This window comes from Buchnera aphidicola (Phyllaphis fagi) (assembly GCF_964058955.1).
GTDB lineage: Bacteria > Pseudomonadota > Gammaproteobacteria > Enterobacterales > Enterobacteriaceae > Buchnera_L > Buchnera_L aphidicola_AI.
In genome coordinates, this window is the sequence record NZ_OZ060370.1 from 219,153 (window position 1) to 244,873 (window position 25,721).

20 protein-coding genes are annotated in these 25,721 nt (G+C 22.8%); 11 read left to right on the top strand and 9 right to left on the bottom strand.

What is annotated here, in order from left to right; translation table 11 throughout:
- Window positions 1-705: 705 nt before the first annotated feature.
- Window positions 706-1,707, top strand: coding sequence for a type I glyceraldehyde-3-phosphate dehydrogenase (gene gap, locus AB4W56_RS00955; RefSeq protein ID WP_367675624.1), 1,002 nt, complete (start codon window positions 706-708; stop codon window positions 1,705-1,707).
- Window positions 1,708-1,821: 114 nt separating this feature from the next.
- Here the strand turns inward: gap and fldA are convergent, their stop codons facing one another.
- On the bottom strand, window positions 1,822-2,355 hold the full coding sequence (gene fldA, locus AB4W56_RS00960; RefSeq protein ID WP_367675625.1) for a flavodoxin FldA: 534 nt from the start codon (window positions 2,353-2,355) through the stop codon (window positions 1,822-1,824).
- 296 nt (window positions 2,356-2,651) lie between these two features.
- Here fldA and AB4W56_RS00965 point away from each other — a divergent pair, with 296 nt between their 5' ends.
- The 5 genes from AB4W56_RS00965 to pfkA all read left to right on the top strand — a co-directional run bounded on the left by AB4W56_RS00965 (window position 2,652) and on the right by pfkA (window position 9,359).
- Entirely contained in the window at window positions 2,652-3,395 is a 744-nt protein-coding gene (locus AB4W56_RS00965; RefSeq protein ID WP_367675626.1) for a Nif3-like dinuclear metal center hexameric protein, read from the top strand.
- Between the two features lie 152 nt (window positions 3,396-3,547).
- On the top strand, window positions 3,548-6,289 hold the full coding sequence (locus AB4W56_RS00970) for a 2-oxoglutarate dehydrogenase E1 component (protein ID WP_367675627.1): 2,742 nt from the start codon (window positions 3,548-3,550) through the stop codon (window positions 6,287-6,289).
- A gap of 12 nt (window positions 6,290-6,301) precedes the next feature.
- Window positions 6,302-7,483, top strand: coding sequence for a dihydrolipoyllysine-residue succinyltransferase (gene sucB / locus AB4W56_RS00975; RefSeq protein WP_367675628.1), 1,182 nt, complete (start codon window positions 6,302-6,304; stop codon window positions 7,481-7,483).
- 59 nt (window positions 7,484-7,542) lie between these two features.
- Entirely contained in the window at window positions 7,543-8,241 is a 699-nt protein-coding gene (gpmA, locus tag AB4W56_RS00980) for a 2,3-diphosphoglycerate-dependent phosphoglycerate mutase (protein WP_367675629.1), read from the top strand.
- Window positions 8,242-8,396: 155 nt separating this feature from the next.
- The gene (pfkA, locus tag AB4W56_RS00985; RefSeq protein WP_367675630.1) at window positions 8,397-9,359 is read left to right on the top strand and encodes a 6-phosphofructokinase; all 963 of its coding nucleotides are present in this window, start codon (window positions 8,397-8,399) and stop codon (window positions 9,357-9,359) included.
- A gap of 328 nt (window positions 9,360-9,687) precedes the next feature.
- On the opposite strand, the gene rpsA is transcribed toward pfkA, so the two are convergent.
- The 5 genes from rpsA to serS form a co-directional block, all read right to left on the bottom strand.
- Entirely contained in the window at window positions 9,688-11,367 is a 1,680-nt protein-coding gene (gene rpsA / locus AB4W56_RS00990; protein WP_367675631.1) for a 30S ribosomal protein S1, read from the bottom strand.
- A 96-nt stretch (window positions 11,368-11,463) separates the two neighbouring features.
- Window positions 11,464-12,147, bottom strand: a complete 684-nt coding sequence (gene cmk, locus AB4W56_RS00995; RefSeq protein ID WP_367675632.1) for a (d)CMP kinase — start codon at window positions 12,145-12,147, stop codon at window positions 11,464-11,466.
- Between the two features lie 83 nt (window positions 12,148-12,230).
- Window positions 12,231-13,526 (bottom strand): 3-phosphoshikimate 1-carboxyvinyltransferase, encoded by a 1,296-nt coding sequence (gene aroA, locus AB4W56_RS01000; protein ID WP_367675633.1) that lies wholly within the window; start codon window positions 13,524-13,526, stop codon window positions 12,231-12,233.
- Window positions 13,527-13,610: 84 nt separating this feature from the next.
- Window positions 13,611-14,699, bottom strand: a complete 1,089-nt coding sequence (serC, locus tag AB4W56_RS01005; RefSeq protein ID WP_367675634.1) for a 3-phosphoserine/phosphohydroxythreonine transaminase — start codon at window positions 14,697-14,699, stop codon at window positions 13,611-13,613.
- A 60-nt stretch (window positions 14,700-14,759) separates the two neighbouring features.
- Complete coding sequence (serS, locus tag AB4W56_RS01010; RefSeq protein ID WP_367675635.1) at window positions 14,760-16,049, bottom strand: serine--tRNA ligase; 1,290 nt, start codon at window positions 16,047-16,049, stop codon at window positions 14,760-14,762.
- 227 nt (window positions 16,050-16,276) lie between these two features.
- Between serS and trxB the strand changes: the two genes are divergently transcribed.
- The 3 genes from trxB to aspS all read left to right on the top strand — a co-directional run bounded on the left by trxB (window position 16,277) and on the right by aspS (window position 19,336).
- A complete protein-coding gene (gene trxB / locus AB4W56_RS01015) occupies window positions 16,277-17,239 on the top strand; it encodes a thioredoxin-disulfide reductase (RefSeq protein ID WP_367675636.1) in 963 nt (320 codons plus the stop codon).
- 28 nt (window positions 17,240-17,267) lie between these two features.
- Window positions 17,268-17,486 carry a translation initiation factor IF-1 gene (infA, locus tag AB4W56_RS01020; protein WP_367675637.1) on the top strand — a complete coding sequence of 73 codons (219 nt, stop codon included), beginning with the start codon at window positions 17,268-17,270 and terminating at the stop codon, window positions 17,484-17,486.
- 137 nt (window positions 17,487-17,623) lie between these two features.
- Window positions 17,624-19,336: an aspartate--tRNA ligase gene (gene aspS, locus AB4W56_RS01025; protein ID WP_367675638.1), complete on the top strand. Its 1,713-nt coding sequence runs from the start codon at window positions 17,624-17,626 to the stop codon at window positions 19,334-19,336.
- Window positions 19,337-19,723: 387 nt separating this feature from the next.
- On the opposite strand, the gene AB4W56_RS01030 is transcribed toward aspS, so the two are convergent.
- From AB4W56_RS01030 to pyk, 3 genes are all read right to left on the bottom strand, one after another.
- Window positions 19,724-20,500, bottom strand: a complete 777-nt coding sequence (locus tag AB4W56_RS01030; protein WP_367675639.1) for a metal ABC transporter permease — start codon at window positions 20,498-20,500, stop codon at window positions 19,724-19,726.
- A 33-nt stretch (window positions 20,501-20,533) separates the two neighbouring features.
- Window positions 20,534-21,250 (bottom strand): zinc ABC transporter ATP-binding protein ZnuC, encoded by a 717-nt coding sequence (znuC, locus tag AB4W56_RS01035; protein ID WP_367675640.1) that lies wholly within the window; start codon window positions 21,248-21,250, stop codon window positions 20,534-20,536.
- A gap of 71 nt (window positions 21,251-21,321) precedes the next feature.
- Window positions 21,322-22,764 carry a pyruvate kinase gene (pyk, locus tag AB4W56_RS01040; RefSeq protein ID WP_367675977.1) on the bottom strand — a complete coding sequence of 481 codons (1,443 nt, stop codon included), beginning with the start codon at window positions 22,762-22,764 and terminating at the stop codon, window positions 21,322-21,324.
- Between the two features lie 332 nt (window positions 22,765-23,096).
- Here pyk and zwf point away from each other — a divergent pair, with 332 nt between their 5' ends.
- Together zwf and htpX are read left to right on the top strand one after the other, a co-directional pair.
- A complete protein-coding gene (zwf, locus tag AB4W56_RS01045) occupies window positions 23,097-24,536 on the top strand; it encodes a glucose-6-phosphate dehydrogenase (protein WP_367675641.1) in 1,440 nt (479 codons plus the stop codon).
- A gap of 207 nt (window positions 24,537-24,743) precedes the next feature.
- Window positions 24,744-25,622, top strand: coding sequence for a protease HtpX (gene htpX, locus AB4W56_RS01050; protein ID WP_367675642.1), 879 nt, complete (start codon window positions 24,744-24,746; stop codon window positions 25,620-25,622).
- Window positions 25,623-25,721 lie beyond the last annotated feature (99 nt).

Consider the following 25,721-nt stretch of genomic DNA (forward strand, 5'->3'; position numbering starts at 1 on the left):
TTACAATACTGTTTACTAATAATAACAGTATTACTACTGATCTATAATTAATCCAGATATAAATATATTTTTTATAATATTATCTTTTTATATTAAAATTATTTAATCTATATATAGCTGATATGTATTATATTACATAATGTTCATAATTGTTTGATTATATATTATTGAAAATATTGTACTATTTTAATGTTGAAATTTTTATATAATTATTTAATATTTATTGCAATTTTATACATTTTATAGAAATTATCAATAATATAAAATATAATTTGAAGTACATATTATATTGTATTAAACATGTAATCTAAAACTAAAAATATATAAATAAAATTTTATTCATTTTAATACCTTGATATCTTAATATTATTGATAGTAAAAATTTATATTTTTAAATAAACTAGTAAACTAAAATATATAAATAATAATTTAGTGAATATTTTATTTTATATATTTGTTTGATAATATATTGAAAATATGTTAAAATAACATTAAATTTATAGTTTTATTCAAATATTTTAAAAATTATTTTATATTTTATTGGAATAATAAACATATTTATGCATACTAGTAATATATACGAAATATTATAAATACATTTAAAATGTATTAAATCGTTTGATAAAATAAAATTTTAATGTATGTTTTATATTAATTTAAAATAAGTAACTGTTTTATTGATTTAATCTTTATAAGGTATATATAATGACGATTAAAGTAGGTATAAATGGATTTGGTCGAATTGGAAGAATTATATTTAGAATAGCACAAACAAGAAGTAATATTAAAATAGTAGGTATAAATGATTTATTGGATCCAAATTATATAGCTTATATGTTAAAATTAGATTCTACACATGGTAAATTTTCTGGTTCAATTCAAGTTAAAAATAACTATATTATAGTTAATGGAAAAAAAATTGTAATTACATCAGAAAGAAATCCTGAAAAAATAATATGGAAACAATTATGTGTTGATGTAGTTATTGAATCAACCGGTATATTTTTAACTCAAGAAACTGCTCAAAAACACATTATTGCTGGAGCAAAAAAAGTTATTATTACCGCTCCACCTAAAGATAATACACCAATGTTTGTTAGAGGAGTAAATTTTCATACTTATTCAGGTCAAAATATTGTTTCTAATGCTTCTTGTACTACTAATTGTTTAGCACCTTTAGCAAAAGTAATACATAATACTTTTGGAATAGTAGAAGGATTAATGACAACTGTTCATTCTACTACTGCAACACAAAAAACTGTTGATTCACCTTCTTCAAAAGATTGGAGAGGAGGACGAGGAGCATTACAAAATATTATACCATCATCTACAGGAGCAGCATTAGCTGTAGGTAAAGTATTACCAGAATTATACGGGAAATTAACAGGAATTGCATTTCGAGTACCAACACCCAATGTTTCTGTAGTTGATTTAACAGTTAAATTAAATACATCAGTACATTATGAAGAAATTTGTAAACAAGTAAAAATTGCTTCAGAAACTTATTTAAAAGATATATTAAGTTATACTGAAGAAGATGTAGTATCAACTGATTTTAATGGATCAGAATTTACTTCTATTTTTGATGCAAAAGCAGGACTATCTTTAAATGATAATTTTGTTAAATTAATTTCATGGTATGATAATGAAACTGGTTATTCAAGTAAAGTATTAGATTTAGTAAATTTAATTGGTTCTAAAAAATAAATTAATATAAATTATTATCGATAACAGCAAATCATATATTTATATATTATGCTGTTATCATTAATAATTTCAATTTTTATTTTTAGAAATACAAATAAATTAAGAATAAATATTTTATTTGTAATTTTTAATATTTATATTTTGTATTTCCAATAATATATTATTTATCCATGTGTTTATTCGAGTTTCACTTTTCTGTGATTGTCGATCTTCATCAATTGTTAATCCAACAAAATATTTATTATTTAATAATGCTTTAGATTCTTCAAATGTATATCCTTTAGTGGACCATTTTCCGATTAAATGAGCACCTTGATTTTTTACAATATTATATACAATACCAATAGCATCACAAAAATATTCACTATAATCCTCTTGATCTCCACAACCAAATAAAGATACTATTTTATTTTTAAAATTTATTGTCTTTAATGTTGGTAAAAAAGTATCCCAATCACATTGTACTTCTCCATAATACCATGTTGGTATTCCAAACATTAAAATATTAAATTTTGTTATATCTTTTTGAGTACATGTAGATATATCATACAATTCTGATGTATTTTCCCCAATTTTTTTATGAATAATTTTAGCTATTTTTTCTGTATTTCCAGTGTCACTTCCAAAAAAAATTCCTATTTTTTCCATTCTATCCTCTCTATAATCTTCTAGTAAATATAACATAAAATACTTATTAATTTAAACTATATATTTAATCTAATCATAAATATTTTTATATTCATAATCTTATCTTTTATCAATATAACTGAATAAATATTCAATAATTTTATTTATAATTTATAGAAAATTTTATTAATACAATATTTAATATTTATGTAAGATAAATATTTTCTATACAATAAAATATATCAATTTTATTTTATATTAAATTATAAAACTATTTTTATTTTTTAATATATATTTCATATTTCATACAATACTTAATGAATAATTATAATTTAGAAAATATTATTAATAAAAAATTAAATTCTCATTTATTTCAAGATATTACTAATAATGGATTACAAATAGAAGGTAATCATAATATACAAAAAATTGTTACAGGAGTTAGTATTTGTCAACAACTAATCGATTTTGCTATTCAATATCAAGCTCAAGCAATTATTGTACATCATGGTTTATTTTGGGATCATGAATCTAAAAATATTCAAAAAATACAAAAAACTAGAATACACTCAATATTAAAAAATAATATTAATTTATATAGTTGGCATATACCATTAGATGTTCATAAAACATTAGGTAATAATATGCAAATAGCTAAAAAATTAGAAATTACTGTATTAGGTAAAATATCAGATATTGTTTTATGGGGAAAGTTTAATTCACATATTACTGTCAAAAATTTATTTCATAAAATTACATCGAAATTTAAAAGAATACCTATTTGTTTTAGTCGTTCTAAATTATATAAAATTAATACTATTGCTTGGTGTAGTGGTAAAGGACAAAAATTTATAAAACAAGCACATGATTTAAAATTAGATGCTTTTTTAACAGGAGAAGCATCTGAAGATACTATGCATTATGCACATGAAAGTAATATCAATTTTTTTGCAGCTGGACATTATGCTACAGAACGGTATGGAATACAAAAATTAGGACAATGGATATCTAAAAAATATAATTTAAATGTTATATTTATTGATATCAATAATCCTATATAACCATATTAATCTTGTATTAATTTTATATAAATTCTATATAAATTCTATATAGATTCTATATAGATCTTTAGTATTTATTATATTACTAAACTATAGTACTTTAATTTTATGTATATATTGTACACTATTGAAAATTATTTCTAGGTAATATTATGCAAGAAAAAAAAAATATATTTGATTCAAAATTTTATAACTTAAATGGTATGAATCAATTATATATTGAACATATTTACCAAAAATTTCTATATGATTCTGATTCAGTAGAATTATACTGGAAACAATTATTTCAAGAAAATAAAAATTATTTTTCTGTTATGAAAGATAATTTAAAAAATGATATTAAATTAAATTCTCATGATATTGATAATAATAATTTAAATATATTTAAATTAATTGATTTATTTAGAAGATATGGACATAAATTTGCTAATTTAGATCCTATTAGATTTATACCTCAAACAGATAAACTAAAAAAATTTTTATTATTACATGGTTTTAATTTTATAAATACACAAAAAAATATTTACGTTAAAAAAATACTAAATAAAAATAATAAAATTCATTCATTAAAATTAATTTATGAAAAATTTAAAAAAATATATTGCACAACTTTTAGCATAGAATACATGTATATTGATAAAATATCAGAAACTAGTTGGATACAAAAAAATGTAGAAAATAAATCTAATCGTTTTGTTTTAAAAAAACAACAAAAAATCAAACTTTTAAAACAATTAGTAAAATCAGAAATTTTTGAAAAATATCTTAATAGTCGGTTTCCTGGAACAAAACGTTTTTCGTTAGAAGGATGTGAAGTATTAATTCCTATTTTACATTATATTATACGTGATTCTATTAAAAAATTATCTTCTAAAATTATTATTGGTATGGCACATCGAGGAAGATTAAATGTGTTAGTAAATGTTTTAAATAAAAATATGTATGATTTATGTAATGAATTTTCTAATACATATAAACCATATTATGGAACAGGAGATGCAAAATATCATTTTGGAATGTGTTCAAAAATTAAAATAAAAAATAAAATTATAACAGTAGATTTAAAACCCAATCCATCTCATTTAGAAATTATTAATCCTGTAATTATGGGATCTAGTCGAGCATATATAGATAAAGAAAAAGTATTTAATTCTAATAATATATTACCTATTAATATACATGGAGACGCTGCAATTATCGGTCAAGGAGTCAACCAAGAATTATTAAATATGTCTCAGACTAATGGTTATACTGTAGGTGGAACAGTACATATTATAATTAATAATCAAATTGGATTTACTACTTCTAACACAAAAGATATTAGATCAACTGAATATTGTACAGATATAGCTAAAATAATACAATCACCAGTATTTCATGTTAATGCAGATGATCCAGAATCTGTTATTTTTATTATTCAATTAGCATTAAATTTTAGATATAAATTTAAAAAAGATGTTTTCATTGATTTAGTTTGTTACCGTAGAAATGGTCATAATGAAGCAGATGAACCAAGTGTTACACAACCTCTTATGTATCAAAAAATAAAAAGTCACCCTACAATATGTACAATATATTCAAAATTATTAGAATTAAATAAAGTTATTGATGCAACATATTTTAACGATTTAAAAGTAAAATATCGTAATCAATTTAATATTAACAGTCAAAATTCAAATCATAAAATACTAAATAAGATAATAATATCAAAAAAAAAAAGAAATATATTATCTAATTTGAATATAAATAATGTTCAATATTTAGCAATTCAAATTAGTTTAATACCTGACAGTATAAAAGCACACAATAGAATTGTTAAAATATATCAATCAAGATATGACATGGCAATAAGAAAAAAATTATTTGATTGGGGAGCTGCAGAAAATCTTGCATATGCTACTTTATTATATCAAGGTATTTCATGTAGATTATCGGGAGAAGATATAAGTAGAGGTACTTTTTTCCATCGACATGCAGTGATACATGATCAATATAATGGAATAAATTATATTCCATTAAATAATTTAAAAAAAATAATAGGAAAATTTCATATTTGGGATTCTGTATTATCAGAAGAATCTGTATTAGCTTTTGAATATGGCTATTCCATAGATTCATATAATACATTAAATATTTGGGAAGCGCAATTTGGTGATTTTGCTAACGGAGCACAAGTTGTAATCGATCAATTTATTAGTTCAGGTGAACAAAAGTGGGGAATAAAATCTAAATTAGTAATGTTTTTACCACATGGATATGAAGGACAAGGACCTGAGCATTCTTCTGCAAGAATAGAACGTTTTCTTCAATTATGTTCTCAAAAAAATATTATAATATGTATTCCTTCTACTGCTTCACAAATATATCATCTTTTACGTCATCAAGCTTTTAATATTATTTTCAAACCTTTAATTATTATCTCACCTAAATCATTATTAAGAAATCCTTTAGCTAATTCAACTTTAACAGAACTAGAATATGGATATTTTAAACCTATAATTAATGAAATAGATTTAATTAATTTATCATGTATTAAAAAAATTATTTTTTGTTCAGGTAAGATATATTATGATTTATTATCTGAAAGAAGAAAAAAAAATACAATACATGTTGTTTTAATTAGAGTAGAACAACTATATCCTTTCCCTAAACAAGAAATATTAAATTTATTAAAATTATATCATTCAGTACATAATTTTTATTGGTGTCAAGAAGAACCAAAAAATCAAGGTGCATGGTATTATATTCAAAAATGTTTAACATCAATATCATTATACAATATCAATATACAATACATTGGAAGATCTTCTTCAGCAGCACCAGCTGTAGGATCTATATTTCTTCATTTAAAACAACAAAAAAAAATTATTAATAATGCTTTAAATATACATTAAAGAGATCGAATAATGAATCAAATAAATATTTTAGTTCCTGAATTACCAGAATCAATTACTAATGCTACAATTATTCATTGGAATAAAAAGGTTGGTGATATTATTAAACAAGATGAAATACTTGTAGAAATTGAAACTGAAAAGGTAATTTTAGAAGTACCTGCTTCTGTTAATGGTATTTTGAAATCTATATTAAAAAATGAAGGAGAAACAGTATATAATAAACAAATAATAGGATTAATTAAAGAAACTAAGAATATACAATCAAATAAAAATAATATAAAAAATTTAAACAATATAAAGAAAATAAATCAGGTCTTTCAAAACACACAAGATGAATTATTTCAACGTTACTTAAGTCCATCTATTAGAAGAATAATGTTAAAGAATAATTCATATTCTTTACATACGTTAAAAAAAAAAAAAAATTTTATACATAAAAATAAAGATTCTTCAAAAAATACATTAATTCCAGAAAATAAAAATTCCAATAATCGTAATGAAAAACGTGTATTAATGACTCCTATACGTAAAAGAATATCGGAAAAATTATTATATTCAAAAAATAATACTGCAATGTTAACAACATTTAACGAAGTAAATATGCAGTCAATTATTAACCTTCGTAATCTATATGGAAAATCTTTTCAAGAAAATTATAAAGTTCGATTAGGATTTATGTCTTTTTTTATTAAAGCAGTAGTAGAATCTTTAAAAATTTTTAAAACAATAAATGCAAGAATTGAAAAAAATTATATAGTGTACTATGATTATTTTGATATTAATGTTGCTATTGCAACTAATACAGGTTTAGTTACTCCAGTACTAAAAGATGTAAACAGTATGACTATGTCACAAATAGAAAAAAAAATTAAATATTTTATTGCTCAAAGTAATCAAGAAAAATTACAGTTATCAGACTTAATTGGAGGTAATTTTACTATTACTAATGGTGGTACCTTTGGTTCTTTGTTGTCAACACCTATCATTAATCCCCCCCAATCAGCTATTTTAGGTATGCATACTATTCAAGATCGTCCTATATCAATAAATCAAGAAATTAAAATTGCACCTATGATGTACATAGCACTGTCTTATGATCATAGATTAATTGATGGTAAAGAAGCTGTAGGGTTTTTAAATATGGTTAAAAATAAATTAGAAGATTTTACAAGAGTTTTATTAGAAATTTAAAAAAATAAAAATTAAAAATAAATAAATACATATTATATTGCATATAATAGGAATAAAATATGGAGAATAATCAATTAGTTTTAGTAAGACATGGTGAAAGTACATGGAATAAATTAAATAAATTTACTGGTTGGACTAATGTAGAATTATCAAATAAAGGTAAAAAAGAGGCTCAAGAAGCTGGGAAAATATTAAAAAAAAATAATTTTGAATTTGATATTTCTTATACATCTGTATTAAATAGAGCCATTAATACTTTATGGAAAATATTAAGAGAATTAAATCAATGTTGGATACCAGTAAAAAAAACATGGTATCTAAATGAAAGACATTATGGTAAATTACAAGGATTAAGTAAATTAGAAACAAATTTAAAGTATGGAAAAGAACAAGTCAAAAAATGGCGTAGAAGTTTTAAAGCAATACCTCCAAAATTAAAGACAATAAAAAATTTACTTTTAGAAAATAGTAAAAAATATGAAAAATTAAATTGTCATCATATACCAGTTTCTGAAAGTTTAGAATTAACTCTTAATAGAGTTTTACCTTATTGGAATAATAAAATTTTTCCAAATATAAAAAATAAAAAAAATGTTTTAATTGTAGCTCATGGTAATTCTTTAAGAGCATTAATAAAATATTTATCGAATATTAATAACAATGAAATAATAAATTTATATATTCCAAATGGTATTCCTATTATTTATAATTTTGATAAAAAACTATGTCCTATAAAATATTATTTTTTAAAAAAATAGTGATAACTTATTATATAATAAAATTAAATATTTTTAATTTAACTTTAAATAATAGTACATATATAGCATAACATTTTATTGTATATTATTAATATTATTTTTATAACTACTATATTCAACCTTAATACATACTTTAATTTTTAAGGTTAATTATCATGATTAAAAGAATTGGTGTATTAACGAGTGGAGGTGATGCTCCTGGAATGAATGCTGCTATTCGATCTGTTGTACGAACAGGTTTAAGTGAAAAATTAAAAATATTTGGAATATATGATGGATATTTAGGATTATATGAAAATAGAATGATAGACTTAGATCGATATAGTGTATCTGATATAATTAATAAAGGTGGTACTTTTTTAGGTTCAACACGATTCCCTCAATTTTCTAAAAAAACAATTCGATATATTGCAGTTAACAATATAAAATATAAAAAAATTGATGCTCTTGTTATTATTGGTGGTAACGGTTCTTATATTGGTGCTAAAAAATTAACAAAAATGGGTATACCTTGTATTGGTTTGCCTGGAACAATTGATAATGATGTTTCAGGAACAGATTATACTATAGGATATTGTACTGCTTTACAAACTATAGTAGAAGCTATGGATCGTTTAAGAGATACATCATCTTCACATCAAAGAATTTCTATTGTAGAAGTAATGGGAAGATATTGTGGAGATTTAACTTTATTTTCTGCTATTGCTGGAGGATGTGAATTTATCGTACTACCAGAAATTAATTATAAGAAAGAAGACTTACTTGAAGAAGTAAAGTTAGGTATCAAAAGAGGTAAAAAACATGCCATTATAGTAATAACAGAATATATGTGTGATGTTAAAAAATTAGCTCAATATATAGAAAATAATACTAATAGAGAAACAAGAGCAACAATTTTAGGTCATATACAAAGAGGAGGAGCACCAGTAGTATATGATCGTATTTTAGCTTCTCGAATGGGATCTTATGCAATAGAACTTCTTATAAAAGGGTATGGGGGAAGATGTATTGGTATTCAGAATGAAAAAATAGTTCATAATGATATCCAAAAAACCTCACAACATGTAAAAAAAATATTCAAATATGATGCATTTAAAATTGCTAAAAAATTGTATTAAATTTATATGAGTGCCGGAATAATGCCGGCGCTCAGATATTATTATAAAAATCAATTATACTAAAATGTCGTAATTATAAAATATGAATTATGTTTTTAAATGGTATTTACAAATTAAAATAATTAATTTATTGAATATTACATTGGTACAAAAATATCATTTTTATTTTATAAAATATTTTTATATAGAAACTAAGTTCTATAAATATATTAGCTACTTAGCTTCCAAATTTATATAAATATTCATTTATTTTATATTATAGTATAAATATATAACAATATTTTAATCAATTATATATTTATTCAATGACATATAAATTAATAAATATTTAATTTTCATTTTTTACTACTTGAAATATTGAAATTATAATATTAGAAAAAAATAAATTATCATATTTTTTTAATGTTTTAATATAATAATTTACTTGATGAGTTATAAATTTTTTACTTAAAGAAAGATTAATAATTCTATTTTTATAATCAACATTACTTATTATACACTTTATTAAATCATTTATACTAAATATCGTAGAAATATTTCTTGTTATATATTGTTTAGGTATATTATGAATATTTAATATTCCTTCCATTTTATTAGATAATTTTATATGTAGCATATTATTACTGATAGATGTAATCTGTCCAATAATTGTATCTTCTTTTTTATATGAATTTATATATACATGTAATGGATCTTCACATAACTGTTTAATACCCAATGATATTCTTTCTCTATCAGAATCAACTTGTAATACCATTGCTGATATTTCATCTCCTTTTTTATATTTTTTTAATACTTTGTCACCAGAATTAATCCATTCAATATCTGATAAATGCACTAATCCGTCAATTCCACCTTTTAATCCAATAAAAATTCCAAAATCTGTAATAGATTTAATTTTTCCTTGAACTCTCATTCCTTTATTATGTGTTTCTGAAAAAATTTTCCAAGGATTTGGTTTACATTGTTTAATACCTAATGAAATACGACGTCTATCTTCATCAATATCTAATACCATGACTTTAATAATATCTGAAACATGTACTACTTTAGAAGGATGAATATTTTTATTAGTCCAATCCATCTCAGAAACATGCACTAAACCTTCTACACCTTCTTGAATTTCTACAAAACATCCATAATCTGTTAAATTTGTTACTCGACCACTAACCATACTACCTTCTGGATATTTTGTGGAAATAGAAATCCATGGATCTTCACTTAATTGTTTTAACCCTAAAGATACTCTAGTTTTATCTCGATCAAATTTTAATACTTTAACAAAAATTTCCTCACCAATACTAACAATTTCACTAGGATGTTTTACTCTTTTCCATGCCATATCAGTAATATGTAATAATCCATCAACACCACCCAAATCAATAAATGCACCATAATCAGTTAAATTTTTTACTGATCCTCTAATTTTTAAACCTTCTTGTAAATTAGATAATAATTGATTTCTTTCAGCACTATGTTCAGATTCAATAACAGCCCTTCTTGAAACAACTACATTATTTCTTTTTTGATCTAATTTAATAACTCTAAATTCTAATTTTTTTCCTTCTAAATGACTTGTTTCTCGAACTGGTCTTACGTCTACCAATGATCCTGGTAAAAATGCACGCAAATCATTTAGCTCAACAGTAAATCCACCTTTTACTTTACCGCTAATAATACCTATAATTGTATCAGAATTATCATGTGCTTGTTCTAATTTTAACCAAGACTCATGTCTTTTAGCTTTTTCTCTTGATAATAAAGTTTCTCCAAAACCATCTTCCATTGCATCTAATGATACATCAATACAGTCACCTACTTTAATTTCTAATTTACCTTTATTATCTTTAAATTGTTCAATAGAAATATATGACTCTGATTTTAATCCAGAATCAATTAATACCATATCTTTTTCTATAGCTATAATAATTCCTGGAATAATTGATCCGGGTTTGGTTTTTACTTGATTTAAAGATTCTTCAAACAATTTGGAAAAAGATTCATTCATATAAATAATTTATAACACAGTAATGTAACATCTATTTTATATCCATTAAAATAGTGTTATTAATATATTCTATAATTATCCTAATTATAGTAAGAATTAATCTTTAAAATAATCATGTTGATTTATATATTTAATAGCAATCTGTACTACTTCTAAAAAAGTAATATTATTAGAATCTAATATAATTGCATTATCTGCCATTTTTAATGGAGAATGCTGTCTATTTTGATCGCGCTCATCTCTTTTTTTCATTTCATCTAATAAAATATGAAATTCAAAATTATAACCTTGATTTTTAAAATCTTCTAATCTACGAGATACTCTATTTTCTAATGTTGCTTCTAAGAAAAATTTTATTATTGCATCAGGAAATACAACAGTACCCATATCTCTACCATTAGCAACTAATCCTGGTAATTGACGAAATAATTTTTGTTTTTTAAAAAGGTAATTTCTAACATATACAAAAGTAGCTAATTTTGAAGCAGTATTAGTTACTTTTTTTGACATAATGTATTTTTTTGAAAAATTTTTATTTATAATATTACATATAAAACCATTTTTATAAATAAAATGATGATCTAAATCATTTAAAACAGATGTTAAGAATTTTTCAGAAATAGGAATATTTTTTTTTAAAAATAAACACGCTAATATTCTATACATCATACCCGATTCTAAGGTAAACCAATTTAAGTGTCTAGAAAGTGCTTGACATAATCCACTTTTCCCAGAACCACACAAACCATCTATAGTAATAACTGGAGCTAAATTTATCATATTAAAATTCCTATTTTTATACATTTAAATTAAAAGTATTATATTACGTTAAGTTATAAAAAATAAAAATAAATTTTATATTTTTATTTTTTAAATATACTAATTTTTAAAAATTCAGAAAAATAATTTGGAAATGTTTTTGAAACACATTCAGGATTAATAATAGTAACAGGTTGATTAGATAAGGCAATTAAAGAAAAACACATAGCTATTCTATGATCATTATAAGTGTTAATTGTAGCATGAATAAATTTTTTAGGCGGAGTAATACAAATAAAATCTTTTCCTGTATATACATCAGCTCCTATTTTTCGTAATTCAGTTTTCATCGCATATAATCTATCTGTTTCTTTTACTCTCCAATTATATATATTCCGAATAGTAGTAATACTACCATTATGAGAAAATAATGCTAATATTGCAATTGTCATAGCAGCATCAGGAATATGATTAGCATCTAAATCTATTCCTATTAAGTTACCTTGATAACATTCTATAAAATTATTACTTTTATAAACTTTTGCACCCATTTTTTCTAAGACATCCAAAAATTGAATATCTCCCTGAATACTATTTTTTCCTATTCCTGTTACACGAATATATTGACCTTTAATAGCAGCAGCACTTAAAAAATAAGATGCAGAAGAAGCATCTCCTTCAATCCAATAGTTTTCAGGAGAGTAATATTGTTGATTACCTTTTATATAAAAGGTATTGTAATTATCATTAGATACATTAATTCCAAAAGATTTCATTATATTAATTGTAATATCAATATATGGTTTTGAAACTAATATACCTTTAATAAAAATAGTAGTATCTAATTTCGCAAGAGGAGCGGTTATCAATAAAGATGTTAAAAATTGACTTGAAATATTACCTTTAATTATTATTTTACCACCTTGAAATCCCCCTGAAATACGTATTGGAGGATAGTTTTCTTGTTCTAAATATTCTATACAAGCTCCCCCTTGTATTAAAGCATTTACTAAATGATGAATAGGACGTTCTTTCATTCTTGAATCACCAGTTAATATAATATCATTATTATATATTGAGAGAACTCCTGTTAATGGTCGAATAGCAGTTCCTGCATTACCTAAAAAAATTGACATTTTATGATAAGACGATAATAAATTAGGATTACCTTTCATAATACAATTTTTATTATTATTACTTAAAGTAAACTGTATACCAAGCTGTCTTAAAGCATTTAACATATATTCAACATCATCACTATCTAATAAGTTTTTTAAATATGTTGTTCCATGAGATATAGCTGAAATTAATAAAACTCGGTTAGAAATACTTTTTGAACCAGGTAAACATATTTCTCCATATACTGAAGATACAGGTTGTAACGTTAAAACCTTTTGCATTCACAAATTCCTTGTTATAACAAATAATTTATAGTATTGTAATATTATTACTTTAAAATTATTGATCATTGTAGTATTAAATGATTATCCATATTTTTTTTCAAATTGTATCATAAATTGAACTAATGCTTGTACTCCAGATAGAGGCATAGCATTATAAATAGAAGCTCGAAATCCTCCTACTACTTTGTGACCTTTTAAAAATTTTAAACCGTTTTCCATAGATTTTTTAAGAAAAATATTATTTAATTTAGGATTTTTTAAATTAAACGTTACATTCATTTGAGATCGATTATTATTATGAATATGGTTAATATAAAAACCACTTCTATCTATTGTATTATATAATAATTGTGATTTTTGATAATTTAGTTTTTCAAAAAATTGTATTCCACCATTTTTTTTTATCCACTTTAATACTAATCCTGATACATACCAAGAAAACGTTACTGGTGTATTAAACATAGATTGATATTTAAATAATTTTTTATAATTTAAAATCGATGGAATTAATTTATTATTCATATTCAATAATGTATTTTTTAAAATTACTAATGTTAATCCAGAAGGACCAAGGTTTTTTTGTGCACTAGCATAAATCAGATCATATTTTTTAATATTAATTTTACGAGATAAAATAAATGAAGAAAAATCACCTACTACAATTTTATCAGGAAAATTAGGTTCTTCATAAATTGAAATACCATCAATTGTTTCATTTGGGCAATAATGAAGATATGCTGTATTATTTTTTATATTCCATTTCTTCATAGGAAGGACAAATTTTTTATTTTGATAATTTGATAAAACATTAATATTATTCGGAGAACAATATTTTTTTGCTTCTAACATCGCATTATATGACCAATATCCACTATTAATATAATCAGCAGAATGAAAATGTCTTAATAAATTCATAGGAATTGCATCAAATTGACCTCTTGCTCCTCCTGGACAAAATAAAATAACATATTCATTTGGAATGCATAATAGGTTTCTTAAAGATTGTTCTAATTCTTGTATAACCTGTAAAAAATCTAAACTTCGATGACTAATTTCTATGATTGAAGTTCCTGTATCATTCCAATTTAAAAATTCATGTTTTATCTGTAATAAAACTTCTTGAGGTAACATGGAAGGTCCAGCACTAAAATTATATATTATTTTATTCATAAATTGTATTAAAAAAGGTTATTGATTAAAATTTGAATATTACAATAATATTAAATATTTCTATTTTATATATTCAATACCATTCATGTAATTTTCACGTAATATTTCTGGTATTTCAATACATCCATCAGAATGTTGATAATTTTCTAATATTGCAGCTAATGTTCTACCAAGAGCTAATCCTGATCCATTAATTGTATGAACAAATTGTTTTTTATTTGTATGTTTATCATAATATTTAATTTTTATACGTCTTGATTGAAAATCAGACATATTAGAACAAGAAGATACTTCTCTGTAATTATTTTGAGAAGGAAACCACACTTCTAAATCATATGTTTTAGAAGCAGAAAAACTCATATCTCCAGAAGATAAAAGAATTTTTCTATATGGTAATTTTAATAATCTTAATATTTTTTCAGCATGAAATGTTAAATTATCTAAAATATTCATAGAATATTCTGGATGACTAATTTGAATAATTTCAACTTTGTCAAATTGATGCATACGAATTAATCCTTGTGTGTCTTTCCCATAAGATAAATGCTCAGCACGAAAACAAGGTGTATGTGCAGTTAACATAATTGGTAAATCAATTTCAGAGATAACTTGATTTTTAAAAATATTAGTTAATGGTACTTCTGCGGTTGGTATTAAAATATATTTATTTTTATTATTTTCCATAGAAGATACATAAAATAAATCTTCTTTAAATTTAGGTAGTTGACCGGTACCATATAAACTATCATAATTTAGTAAGTATGGAACATATGTTTCTAAATAACCATGTTGTATAGTATGTATATCTAACATAAATTGACCTAATGCTCGATATAATAACGTTATTTTATCTTTCATAATTACAAATCTAGAACCAGACATTTGTACTGCAGAAAACCAATCAAAACCATTAATTTTTTTTCCTAAAGAAACATGATTTTGAATTTTAAATTTATATTTTCGAATTTTACCCCACATTGTGATAATTTGATTATTATTGATATTTTTACCCAAAGGAACAGTATTATGTGGAATATTTGGAAGAGATAATGTAAAATTTTTAATTTTTTTTTTTAATTTGTATAATTTATGTTTTTTAAGAACTAACGATTCTTTTAATTGTAAAACTTCAAGTTTGATACTTTGATAATTTTTTTTAATAGATTTCATTTTTCCTATTAATCTAGATAAAAAATTACATTTAGACTGTAAATTTTCTGTTTTAATTTGTAATTTTTTTCTACTTCTTTCCATAGAATAAAAATCTTCTATATCTAAAATAAAATCTCTATTTTTTAATTTTGCAGCAATTATTTCTGGTTGTTTACGTAATAAATATAAATCAAGCATAATATATTTAAATTTTTATTTTATAATATAATTATAACATATATAAAATATACATATTATACAATTAATAATATCACAATATAAAATATAAAAATTTTGTTTTACTTATTTTTTTATTTCTTAACATTGAAATATTCATATGATAATATGTACTGCATAAAATCATATATACATATTTTAATTTATATAAAAAATTATATTGCAATTATATAATAGAGTATATATTTATGAAAGATAAATTCAGTGTAATACACAAAAAATTAATTATTATTGGATCGGGTCCAGCAGGATATACATCAGCTATATATGCATGTCGAGCTAATTTAGATCCTTTATTAATCACTGGTATACAAAAAGGTGGTCAACTCATTTCTACCAATCAAATTGAAAATTGGCCTGGTAGATTTAAAAAAACTACTGGATTAGAATTAATGAACGATATGGAAAAACATGCTCTTCAATTAAAGACTACTATAGTATTTGATCAAGTATTGAAAGTGGATTTTTCTCATCAAAAATTTAAAATAGAATGTGAAGAAAACAAATATACCAGTTATGCGTTAATTATTGCGACAGGATCTTCTCCACGTTATTTAGGTTTACCTTCTGAAAAGAAATTTATTGGGAAAGGTGTATCAACATGTGCAACTTGCGATGGTTTTTTTTATAAATCTAAAAAAGTTGCAGTTGTTGGTGGAGGTAATACAGCATTAGAAGAAGCATTATATTTATCTAATATAGCTTCTAAAGTTTATTTAATACATCGTCAAAAACAATTTAAAGCTGAAAAAATATTGGTTACACGACTAGAACAAAAAATACAAGAAGGTAAAATTATATTATATACTCCATATGTTATTAAAGATATTTTGGGTAGTACAAAAGGAGTATCATCTATTGAAATAATATCTCAAAATCATAGTAAATTTGTTAATGTATCGGGTATTTTTATTGCTATTGGCAGTGTACCTAATATAAAGATTTTTAATGATAAAATACAAACTAAATATGGATATATTCAAACTCATTTAAATCATAATAGTCATACACAAACAAACATACCGGGTATTTTTGCTGCTGGAGATGTATCAGATCATATATATAAACAAGCTATTACTTCTTCTGCTAGCGGTTGTATGGCTGCATTAGATGCAGAACGATATTTAAATTCATTAAATTTAATAAATTAATAATTTATATTACAATATAGGAGATAATATGACAAAAGAAGAAAATATTGAAATGAAAGGTAGTATAGTAGATACATTACCTAATACAATGTTTCGCGTTAAACTAGAAAATGGACATATTATTACAGCTCATATATCTGGAAAAATGAGAAAAAATTATATTCGAATTTTAACTGGAGATAAAGTAACAGTAGAATTAACTCCATATGATTTAACAAAAGGTAGAATTATATTTAGAAGTAGATAATTGTTAATATTATAAACTATATTTATAGAAAATTCTAATATTACATTATATAAATTAACATATAATTTTATTGATATATTTAAATTATATATTGTAATACTAAAATTTTTAATTCATTCATTAGGAACATTAAATATATGAGAACCAAATATTGTGGAGAATTAAGGTTATGCGATGTAAAAAAAAAAGTAATTTTATGTGGTTGGGTGCATCGTAAGAGAAATTTGAAAAATTTTATTTTCATTGATATGCGTGATTGCACAGGAATAGTACAAATATTTTTTGATCCTAAAAATCAAAAAACTTTTGACAGCGCTTTCACATTAAAAAATGAATTTTGTATTAAAGTAACTGGTATTATTCAGGAACGATTATTACATAATAAAAATCAAGATCTCAAAACTGGTGATATAGAAGTAATTGCTTCTAAAATAAAAATCTTTAATATTTCTGAAACGTTACCTATTGATTTAAATAATATTAATAATAAAAAAATAAAACTAAAATATCGTTATCTAGATTTAAGACGTCCTAAAATGTTAAAGAATTTAAAAATTCGTAATAATATAACTAATATTATTCATTTAATTATGCAAAATCATAATTTTTTAAATATTGAAACACCTATTTTAACTCCACCTACCCCTGAAGGAGCTCGAGATTATATAGTTCCTAGTCGAATACACAAAAAAAAATATTATGCATTACCTCAATCTCCTCAATTATTTAAACAATTATTAATGATATCTGGAGTTGATAAATATTATCAAATTGTTAAATGTTTTAGGGATGAAGATCTTCGATCAGATCGCCAACCAGAATTTACTCAAATTGATATAGAAGCATCTTTTATAAAAAAAAAAAAAATATATTCGATTGTTGAATCAATGATACAAATTTTATGGAAAAAAATTATAAATTATACGTTAGAGAAATTTTCTATTCTTTCTTTTCAAGAATCAATATGTAAATATGGTTGTGATAAACCTGATTTACGTAATCCTCTAGAATTAGTTGATATTCATAATCTTATTCCTCATCATTTTACTCAATTATATAAAGTGAATCATATTCGAATAACTTCTTTATTAATTCCACAGGGATTATTATTATTAAATAAAAATAATATTAATAGATATAATGATATAATAAAAAAATATAAAAATATTCATCCTATTTATATTAAGGTTAAAAATATACAATTAAAAGAAAATGGTATTTTTACTTCTGAAAAATTATTAGAAAAAAAATATTTAATGCATATTGTTAAATATATCAATGCCAAAGATGGAGATATGATATTAATTATTTTAGGAGAATTTAAAATAGTTAATCAAGTCTTTAGTGATTTACGAATCATTATAGGATATGATATTAAAATTACGCAAAATAATCTGTGGAAACCTGTTTGGATTACAGATTTCCCGATGTTTGAAAAAAATGATAATAATTGTTTTATTTCTATGCATCATCCTTTTACATCACCAAAAAAAAATATTACAATTCAACAATTGAAAGATAACCCAGAATCTAGTCTTTCTAATGCGTATGATTTAGTAATCAATGGATATGAAATAGGAAGCGGTTCAGTTCGAATTCATAATAAAATTATGCAAGAAACAGTTTTAGAAATATTAGGTATTTCACCACAGGATCAACACAAAAAATTTGGTTTTTTTATTAATGCATTACAATACGGTACACCACCACATGCTGGTATTGCTTTAGGTTTAGATAGAATTACTATGTTACTTACTCAAAGTCATAGTATTCGAGATGTTATTGCTTTCCCAAAAACTAATTCTGCAACCTGCTTAATGACAAAATCTCCTAATAAGTTAATAATTTAATAAATATATAATTTTTAAAATACTATTTTTACAAATATATCTTATTAATATCTAAAATAATAAATAAAAAATTAATATATTTAATGTAATAAAAAATATCAACTACAATATACACACAAAAATAATATGATTTGAAATATAGATTAAATTATAAAATATTATATAATATATCATAAATTATTAAATGAAATATTCTATATTTAAAATAATTATTTTATATATATTTGAAAATATTAATATTGTTACAACATTATTTTCAAATACACAATATTAAATAAATTAATACATTACAAATCATATTATTTAAAAATTAAATCAATATATTAAAATAATGATATTTTAACTTTTATTAAACATTAAATATATTCTTACAACGCATACCATATATTATAAAATCATACTTATCAAAAATATAATAGATTCAAATAATATAATTATAGGACTAATTGGAATAATACAAAATATAGAAAATATTACACCTAAAGTAATAGATATTATACTTACTATAATTGAATAAAAAATCATTTGTTCTGGAGATTTAACAAATTTTTGAACTGTGGCAGGAGGAATAATTAGTAATGAAGTAATTAATAAAGCTCCTACTAACTTTGTTGTAATTCCAATTAATAAAGACGTTATAAGCATTAAAATTAATCGAACTTTAAAAACTTTAATTCCATGAAGTTGAGATAATTCATCACTAATTACAACAGATATCATAGATCTCCAATAGTATATTAAAACACATAAAACAAAAACACTCATACATCCAATTATTATAACATCACATGTTTGTAATATTAATAAATCTCCAAATAAATAATTTGTCAAATCCACTGTTTTATTTGTTGAAATAATATTTAAAATAATCATCCCTAGGGATAATGAACTATAAGTGATAATACCTAAAATTGTATCTAACATTAAGTTAGAAAAACACTCTAAATAAACAATAATAACTGTTAATATTATAACTAAAAGCAATACTACATAAAATGAATTAATATTTATTAATGCAGCAATAGCTAAACCCAACAAAGAGGAATGTGATATTGTATTTCCAAAAGATGACATACGACGCCAAACAATAAAAGTTCCTAAGGAACCAGATGATATAGACAATAGTACTCCAGCTAACCAACCTAAAAAAAACATTTTATGCATGTATAATCACTCTTTAAAAATTATATTGTTATTTTACAAAGTATGAATATGATTATGTTTATGATGATATAACGCTATTTTTTCTATTTCTATTGATCCAAATATAGAAATAAATTCAAAATTATTTATAACATAATTTGGAGTACCAGAACAACAAATATGATTATTTAAACAAATCACTTCATCTGTTTGTGCCATAACTAAATTTAAATCATGAGAAACAATTAAAATAGAACAAGAAAATTCATTTTTTAATTGATTAATTAATTTATATAAAATCACTTGTCCAGAAATATCGATTCCTTGAGTAGGTTCATCTAAGATTAATATCTGAGGAGAATTTAATAATGCACGTGCTAACAACATGCGTTGCATTTCACCTCCAGATAATTTATTTAACTGAAAATCTTTTAAATGTTCTGCGTTAACACGTTTTAATAATGATAAAATATTATTTTTTTTCGATTCTACAAATAAATTTAAAAATCTATACACTGAAATTGGAAATGTAGTATCAAAATTTAATTGTTGAGGAACATAACCAATTTTTAAATTATTACATTGAATTATACTACCTTTTGTTGGTTTTAATAAACCTAGTATAATTTTAATTAAAGTAGATTTTCCTGCTCCATTTGGTCCAATAATTGTTAAAATATTTTTTGGAATTAATGATAACGATATATTAGATAATATGTTTCTATGACATAAATCCATAAATATATTTTTAAGTGTAATCAATGATAACATAAATTTTATATAATCTTAAATAACATATAGAATATTTTAAAAAAAATATAAATACAATACAAAAATATTAATTAAGTAACTCGTATAATTCTACTAGTATTAGACTGTCCAATTTTACCCATAATATCACCTTGAGTAACGATAACTATATCACCTACAACTAAAAAACTTTTTTTTATCAGTAATTTAATAGCATTATTTGCTACTGTTACTCCCTCATCTTTACTATTAAAATATATTGGAATAACACCTCTATATAAAGAAACTAAATTTAATGTATGTTGATGTTTAGACAAAGCAAAAATAGGTAATCCTGATGTAATACGAGACATAAGTAATGCACTTCTTCCTGATTCTGTTAGAGCAATAATTGCACTTACACCATTTAAATGATTTGCAGCATACATAGCAGACATTACAATAGTTTCTTCAATATCATGAAACTGTACATTTAAACGATGTTTAGAAACATTAATACTTGGTATTTTTTCTGCTCCTTGACAAACTTTAGCCATTAACTGAACAGTTTCAGATGGATATCTTCCAGATGCTGTTTCAGCTGATAACATAACTGCATCTGTTCCATCTAAAACAGCATTTGCAACATCCATTACTTCTGCTCGCGTAGGTATAGGATTAACAATCATAGATTCCATCATTTGAGTGGCTGTAATAACAATTCGGTTTAATTTTCGAGCATATTTAATTAATTGTTTTTGTACACTAATTAATTCAGGATCACCTATTTCTACCCCTAAATCACCTCTAGCTACCATAACTACATCAGAAGCTAATATCATATTTTTCATCATTTGTTTACTTGATACTACTTCAGCTCGTTCAATTTTTGCAACTATTTTAGCATAACTACCTGCTTCATGAGCTAAAGATCTAGCCATAATTAAATCCTTTGGATGTCTAGGGAATGATATAGCTAGATAATCTACACCAATTTTTGAAGCAATATTAATATCTTGTCTATCTTTATATGTTAACGATTTTGCAGATAAACCCCCACCTAATTTATTGATTCCTTTATTATTTGATAATTTTCCACCAAAAAGGACACGAGTAAAAATTTGAGAATCATTCACTTGTGTTACTTGTAATTGTATTCTACCATCGTCTAATAGTAAAATATCATTAATTTTTACATCATTAGGTAATTGTTTATAATCTATACCAACTTGATGTTCATTACCTTCATTTTTTAATACATTCACATCTAATAAGAATGTATTTCCAGGACTAAGTAAGACATATTGTTTTTGAAATGTAGAAATACGAATCTTTGGTCCTTGTAAATCACCTAATAATGCAACATGATATCCTAATTTTTTTACTATTTTTAAAGCATGAAAAGCACGATATTCATGTTCTTCTTGAGTACCATGCGAAAAATTTAAACGTAAAACATTAGCTCCAGATAAAATAACTTTTTCTAAATTATTATCTTTATCTGTTGATGGACCTAATGTAACAACTATTTTTGTTCTTCTTATTCTATTTTTAATCATTTTATTAACCATATTCATTATTTTATTCAAAATATTACAATGAATGCATAAGTTATTTAAAAATTTTTAATTATATAAGATCTGTATGATATATCATATTATTATAAATAATATTGATTTTTAAATTATTTAATTAAACTTTTTAATAAATTTATACAATATATAATAAAAATTATATATTCTCATTTTACATGTATAATAAATAACATAAAATATTATAATATATAATATATTATTTAAAATATTGTATTAAATAATAAATATAAATACTTTTAATATTTTTTAATTATATTATAATTTTTAAAATATATAAAACAAATGAGGAAAAAGTGAATATAAAAACAATTCAACCATATAATTTAGTAATTTTTGGAGCTAAAGGAGATTTAGCTTGTAGAAAACTTATACCTTCTTTATATCAATTAGAAAAATGTAATTATTTACATAAAGATACTAAAATTATTGGAGTAGGAAGAGCTAACTGGAATGATAATTATTATACTCAAATTACATTTCAAATATTAAAAAAATTTATAAAAACAGATATTGATATACAATATTGGAAAATATTTAAATACCGATTATCCTTTTGTAATTTAGATGTATTAGAAATTAAAGAATTTAATCAATTAAAAAACATAATAAATCAAACAAAAAATACTAATATTTATTACTTTGCAATGCCTCCTAGTACATTTGGTAATATTTGTACAGGATTAGGCAAAATAAAACTTAATACTGAACCTAATAGAATTATCGTAGAAAAACCAATAGGAATATCTTTACAATCTTCAAAAATTATTAATAATCAACTAGGTAAATATTTTAAGGAAAATCAAATATTTAGAATTGATCATTATCTTGGTAAAGAAACAATATTAAATTTACTAGCATTACGATTTGCAAATACTTTATTTTATAATAATTGGGATAATAGTATTATTGATCATGTAAAAATTACTGTTTCTGAAACAGTCGGTATTGAAGGAAGATGGGGATATTTTGATCAAATTGGACAAACACGTGATATGGTTCAGAATCATTTATTACAAATATTAAGTATTATTGCAATGTCTCCCCCTAAAAATTTACATGCTAATAGTATTAGAAGAGAAAAAATTAAAGTATTAAAATCATTAAGAAAAATTGATATAAGTAATATTCATCAAAATACAATTAGAGGACAATATAGTTCTGGAATAATAAATGGTCAATTAGCACCTTCTTATTTAGATGAATCAGGAGCAAATAAAAATAGTAGTACTGAAACTTTTGTTGAAATTTTAGTATACATTGATAATAAAAGGTGGAAAGGTATTCCGTTTTATTTAAAAACTGGTAAACGATTACTACATAAAAAATCTGAAATTATTATATATTTTAAAAAAATACCCATACAACTATTTAACCAAAAGAATCATGATAAAACACTAAATAAATTAAAAATAAAATTGCAGCCTAATGAATCAATAGAAATGACATTTTTAAATAAAATTCCTAATTTAAATTCAGAATATACATTAAAAAATACAAAACTAAATTTTAATTACTCTGATAGTTTTAAAAATAAAAACATTTATGATGCATATGATCGACTATTATTAGAAAGTATGAGAAATAATCAATCTTTATTTGTATGTCGAGAAGAAATAGAAGCATCATGGAAATGGATTGATTCCATTATAGATGCATGGTCTTATTATGGAATAAAACCAATATTATATCCATCTGGAACAACTGGTCCTAAGTTACCGAAACATACATCTTAAATAATCATTAAAATTAATTTTTAATAACATTTATATAAATAATTTTAAAATTAAATATAATTAATTATATTTTATATTATATTAAATTATAAAAATTTTTGCGTTTAAATAAAATCTATTAAATTATAATAAAATTTTTTATAAATTATAACTTTTACTAGAATATTCATAAATTATTTAATTTTATAAAAGAGGAAAATAAATTATATGATACGCATTCTTCTCTTTATGTTCACTAATTTGTCTGTCATGTCTGTATTTGGAACAGTTTTATTTCTTTCAGGTATCAACGGAAATAGTATAACTGGATTAGTTATTCTTTCAGGAATTGTTGGGGTGGGAGGTTCAGTAATATCACTAATATTATCAAAATGGACAGCGTTAAAATCTTTTAATGGTATTATTTTAAAGAAACCAAATAATCCTATGGAATTATGGATTTTACAGATAGTACAACAACAATCTTACCGTGTTAACATTAAACCGCCTCAAGTACTTATTTATTATAAAAGCGCAGTCAATGCATTTGCTACAGGATGTTATAAAAATTCAGCATTATTAGCTATTTCTATTGGTTTATTACAAACAATGAATAAAAATGAAATTGAAGCAGTTATTGCTCATGAAATTAGTCATATTGCAAATGGTGATATGATTACTTTATCATTAATACATGGAGTAACAAATACTTTTGTATTCTTTATTTCTCGTATTCTTTCAGAAACAATTACTAATTTAATTACTGAAAATAAAAAATCTGTATATGTACAATATTGTTCAACTTACATTCATTTTATTATATCAACAATCTTACAAACTATGTTTGGTGCATTAGCTAGCATAATAGTAATGTGGTTTTCTAGGTATAGAGAATTTCGTGCAGATGCAGATTCTGCTAAATTAGTAGGATCAGAAAAAATTATTAATGCTTTAAAAAAATTTCAAAGTATTAGTGAACCTAAAAAACATAATAGTATGAATGTACATTGTATTCATGGAAAATCAAGTTCATCATTAAATTTATTTGCATCTCATCCTACTATACAAAAAAGAATTCATGCAATACATAAAAAAATATATATGTAACTTAATAATACATAAAAAATTATCAAATACCAATAAATATTATATTTTAATATAAAATATATAAAATTTTTGAAATATAACAATGTTTATTTTTAATAA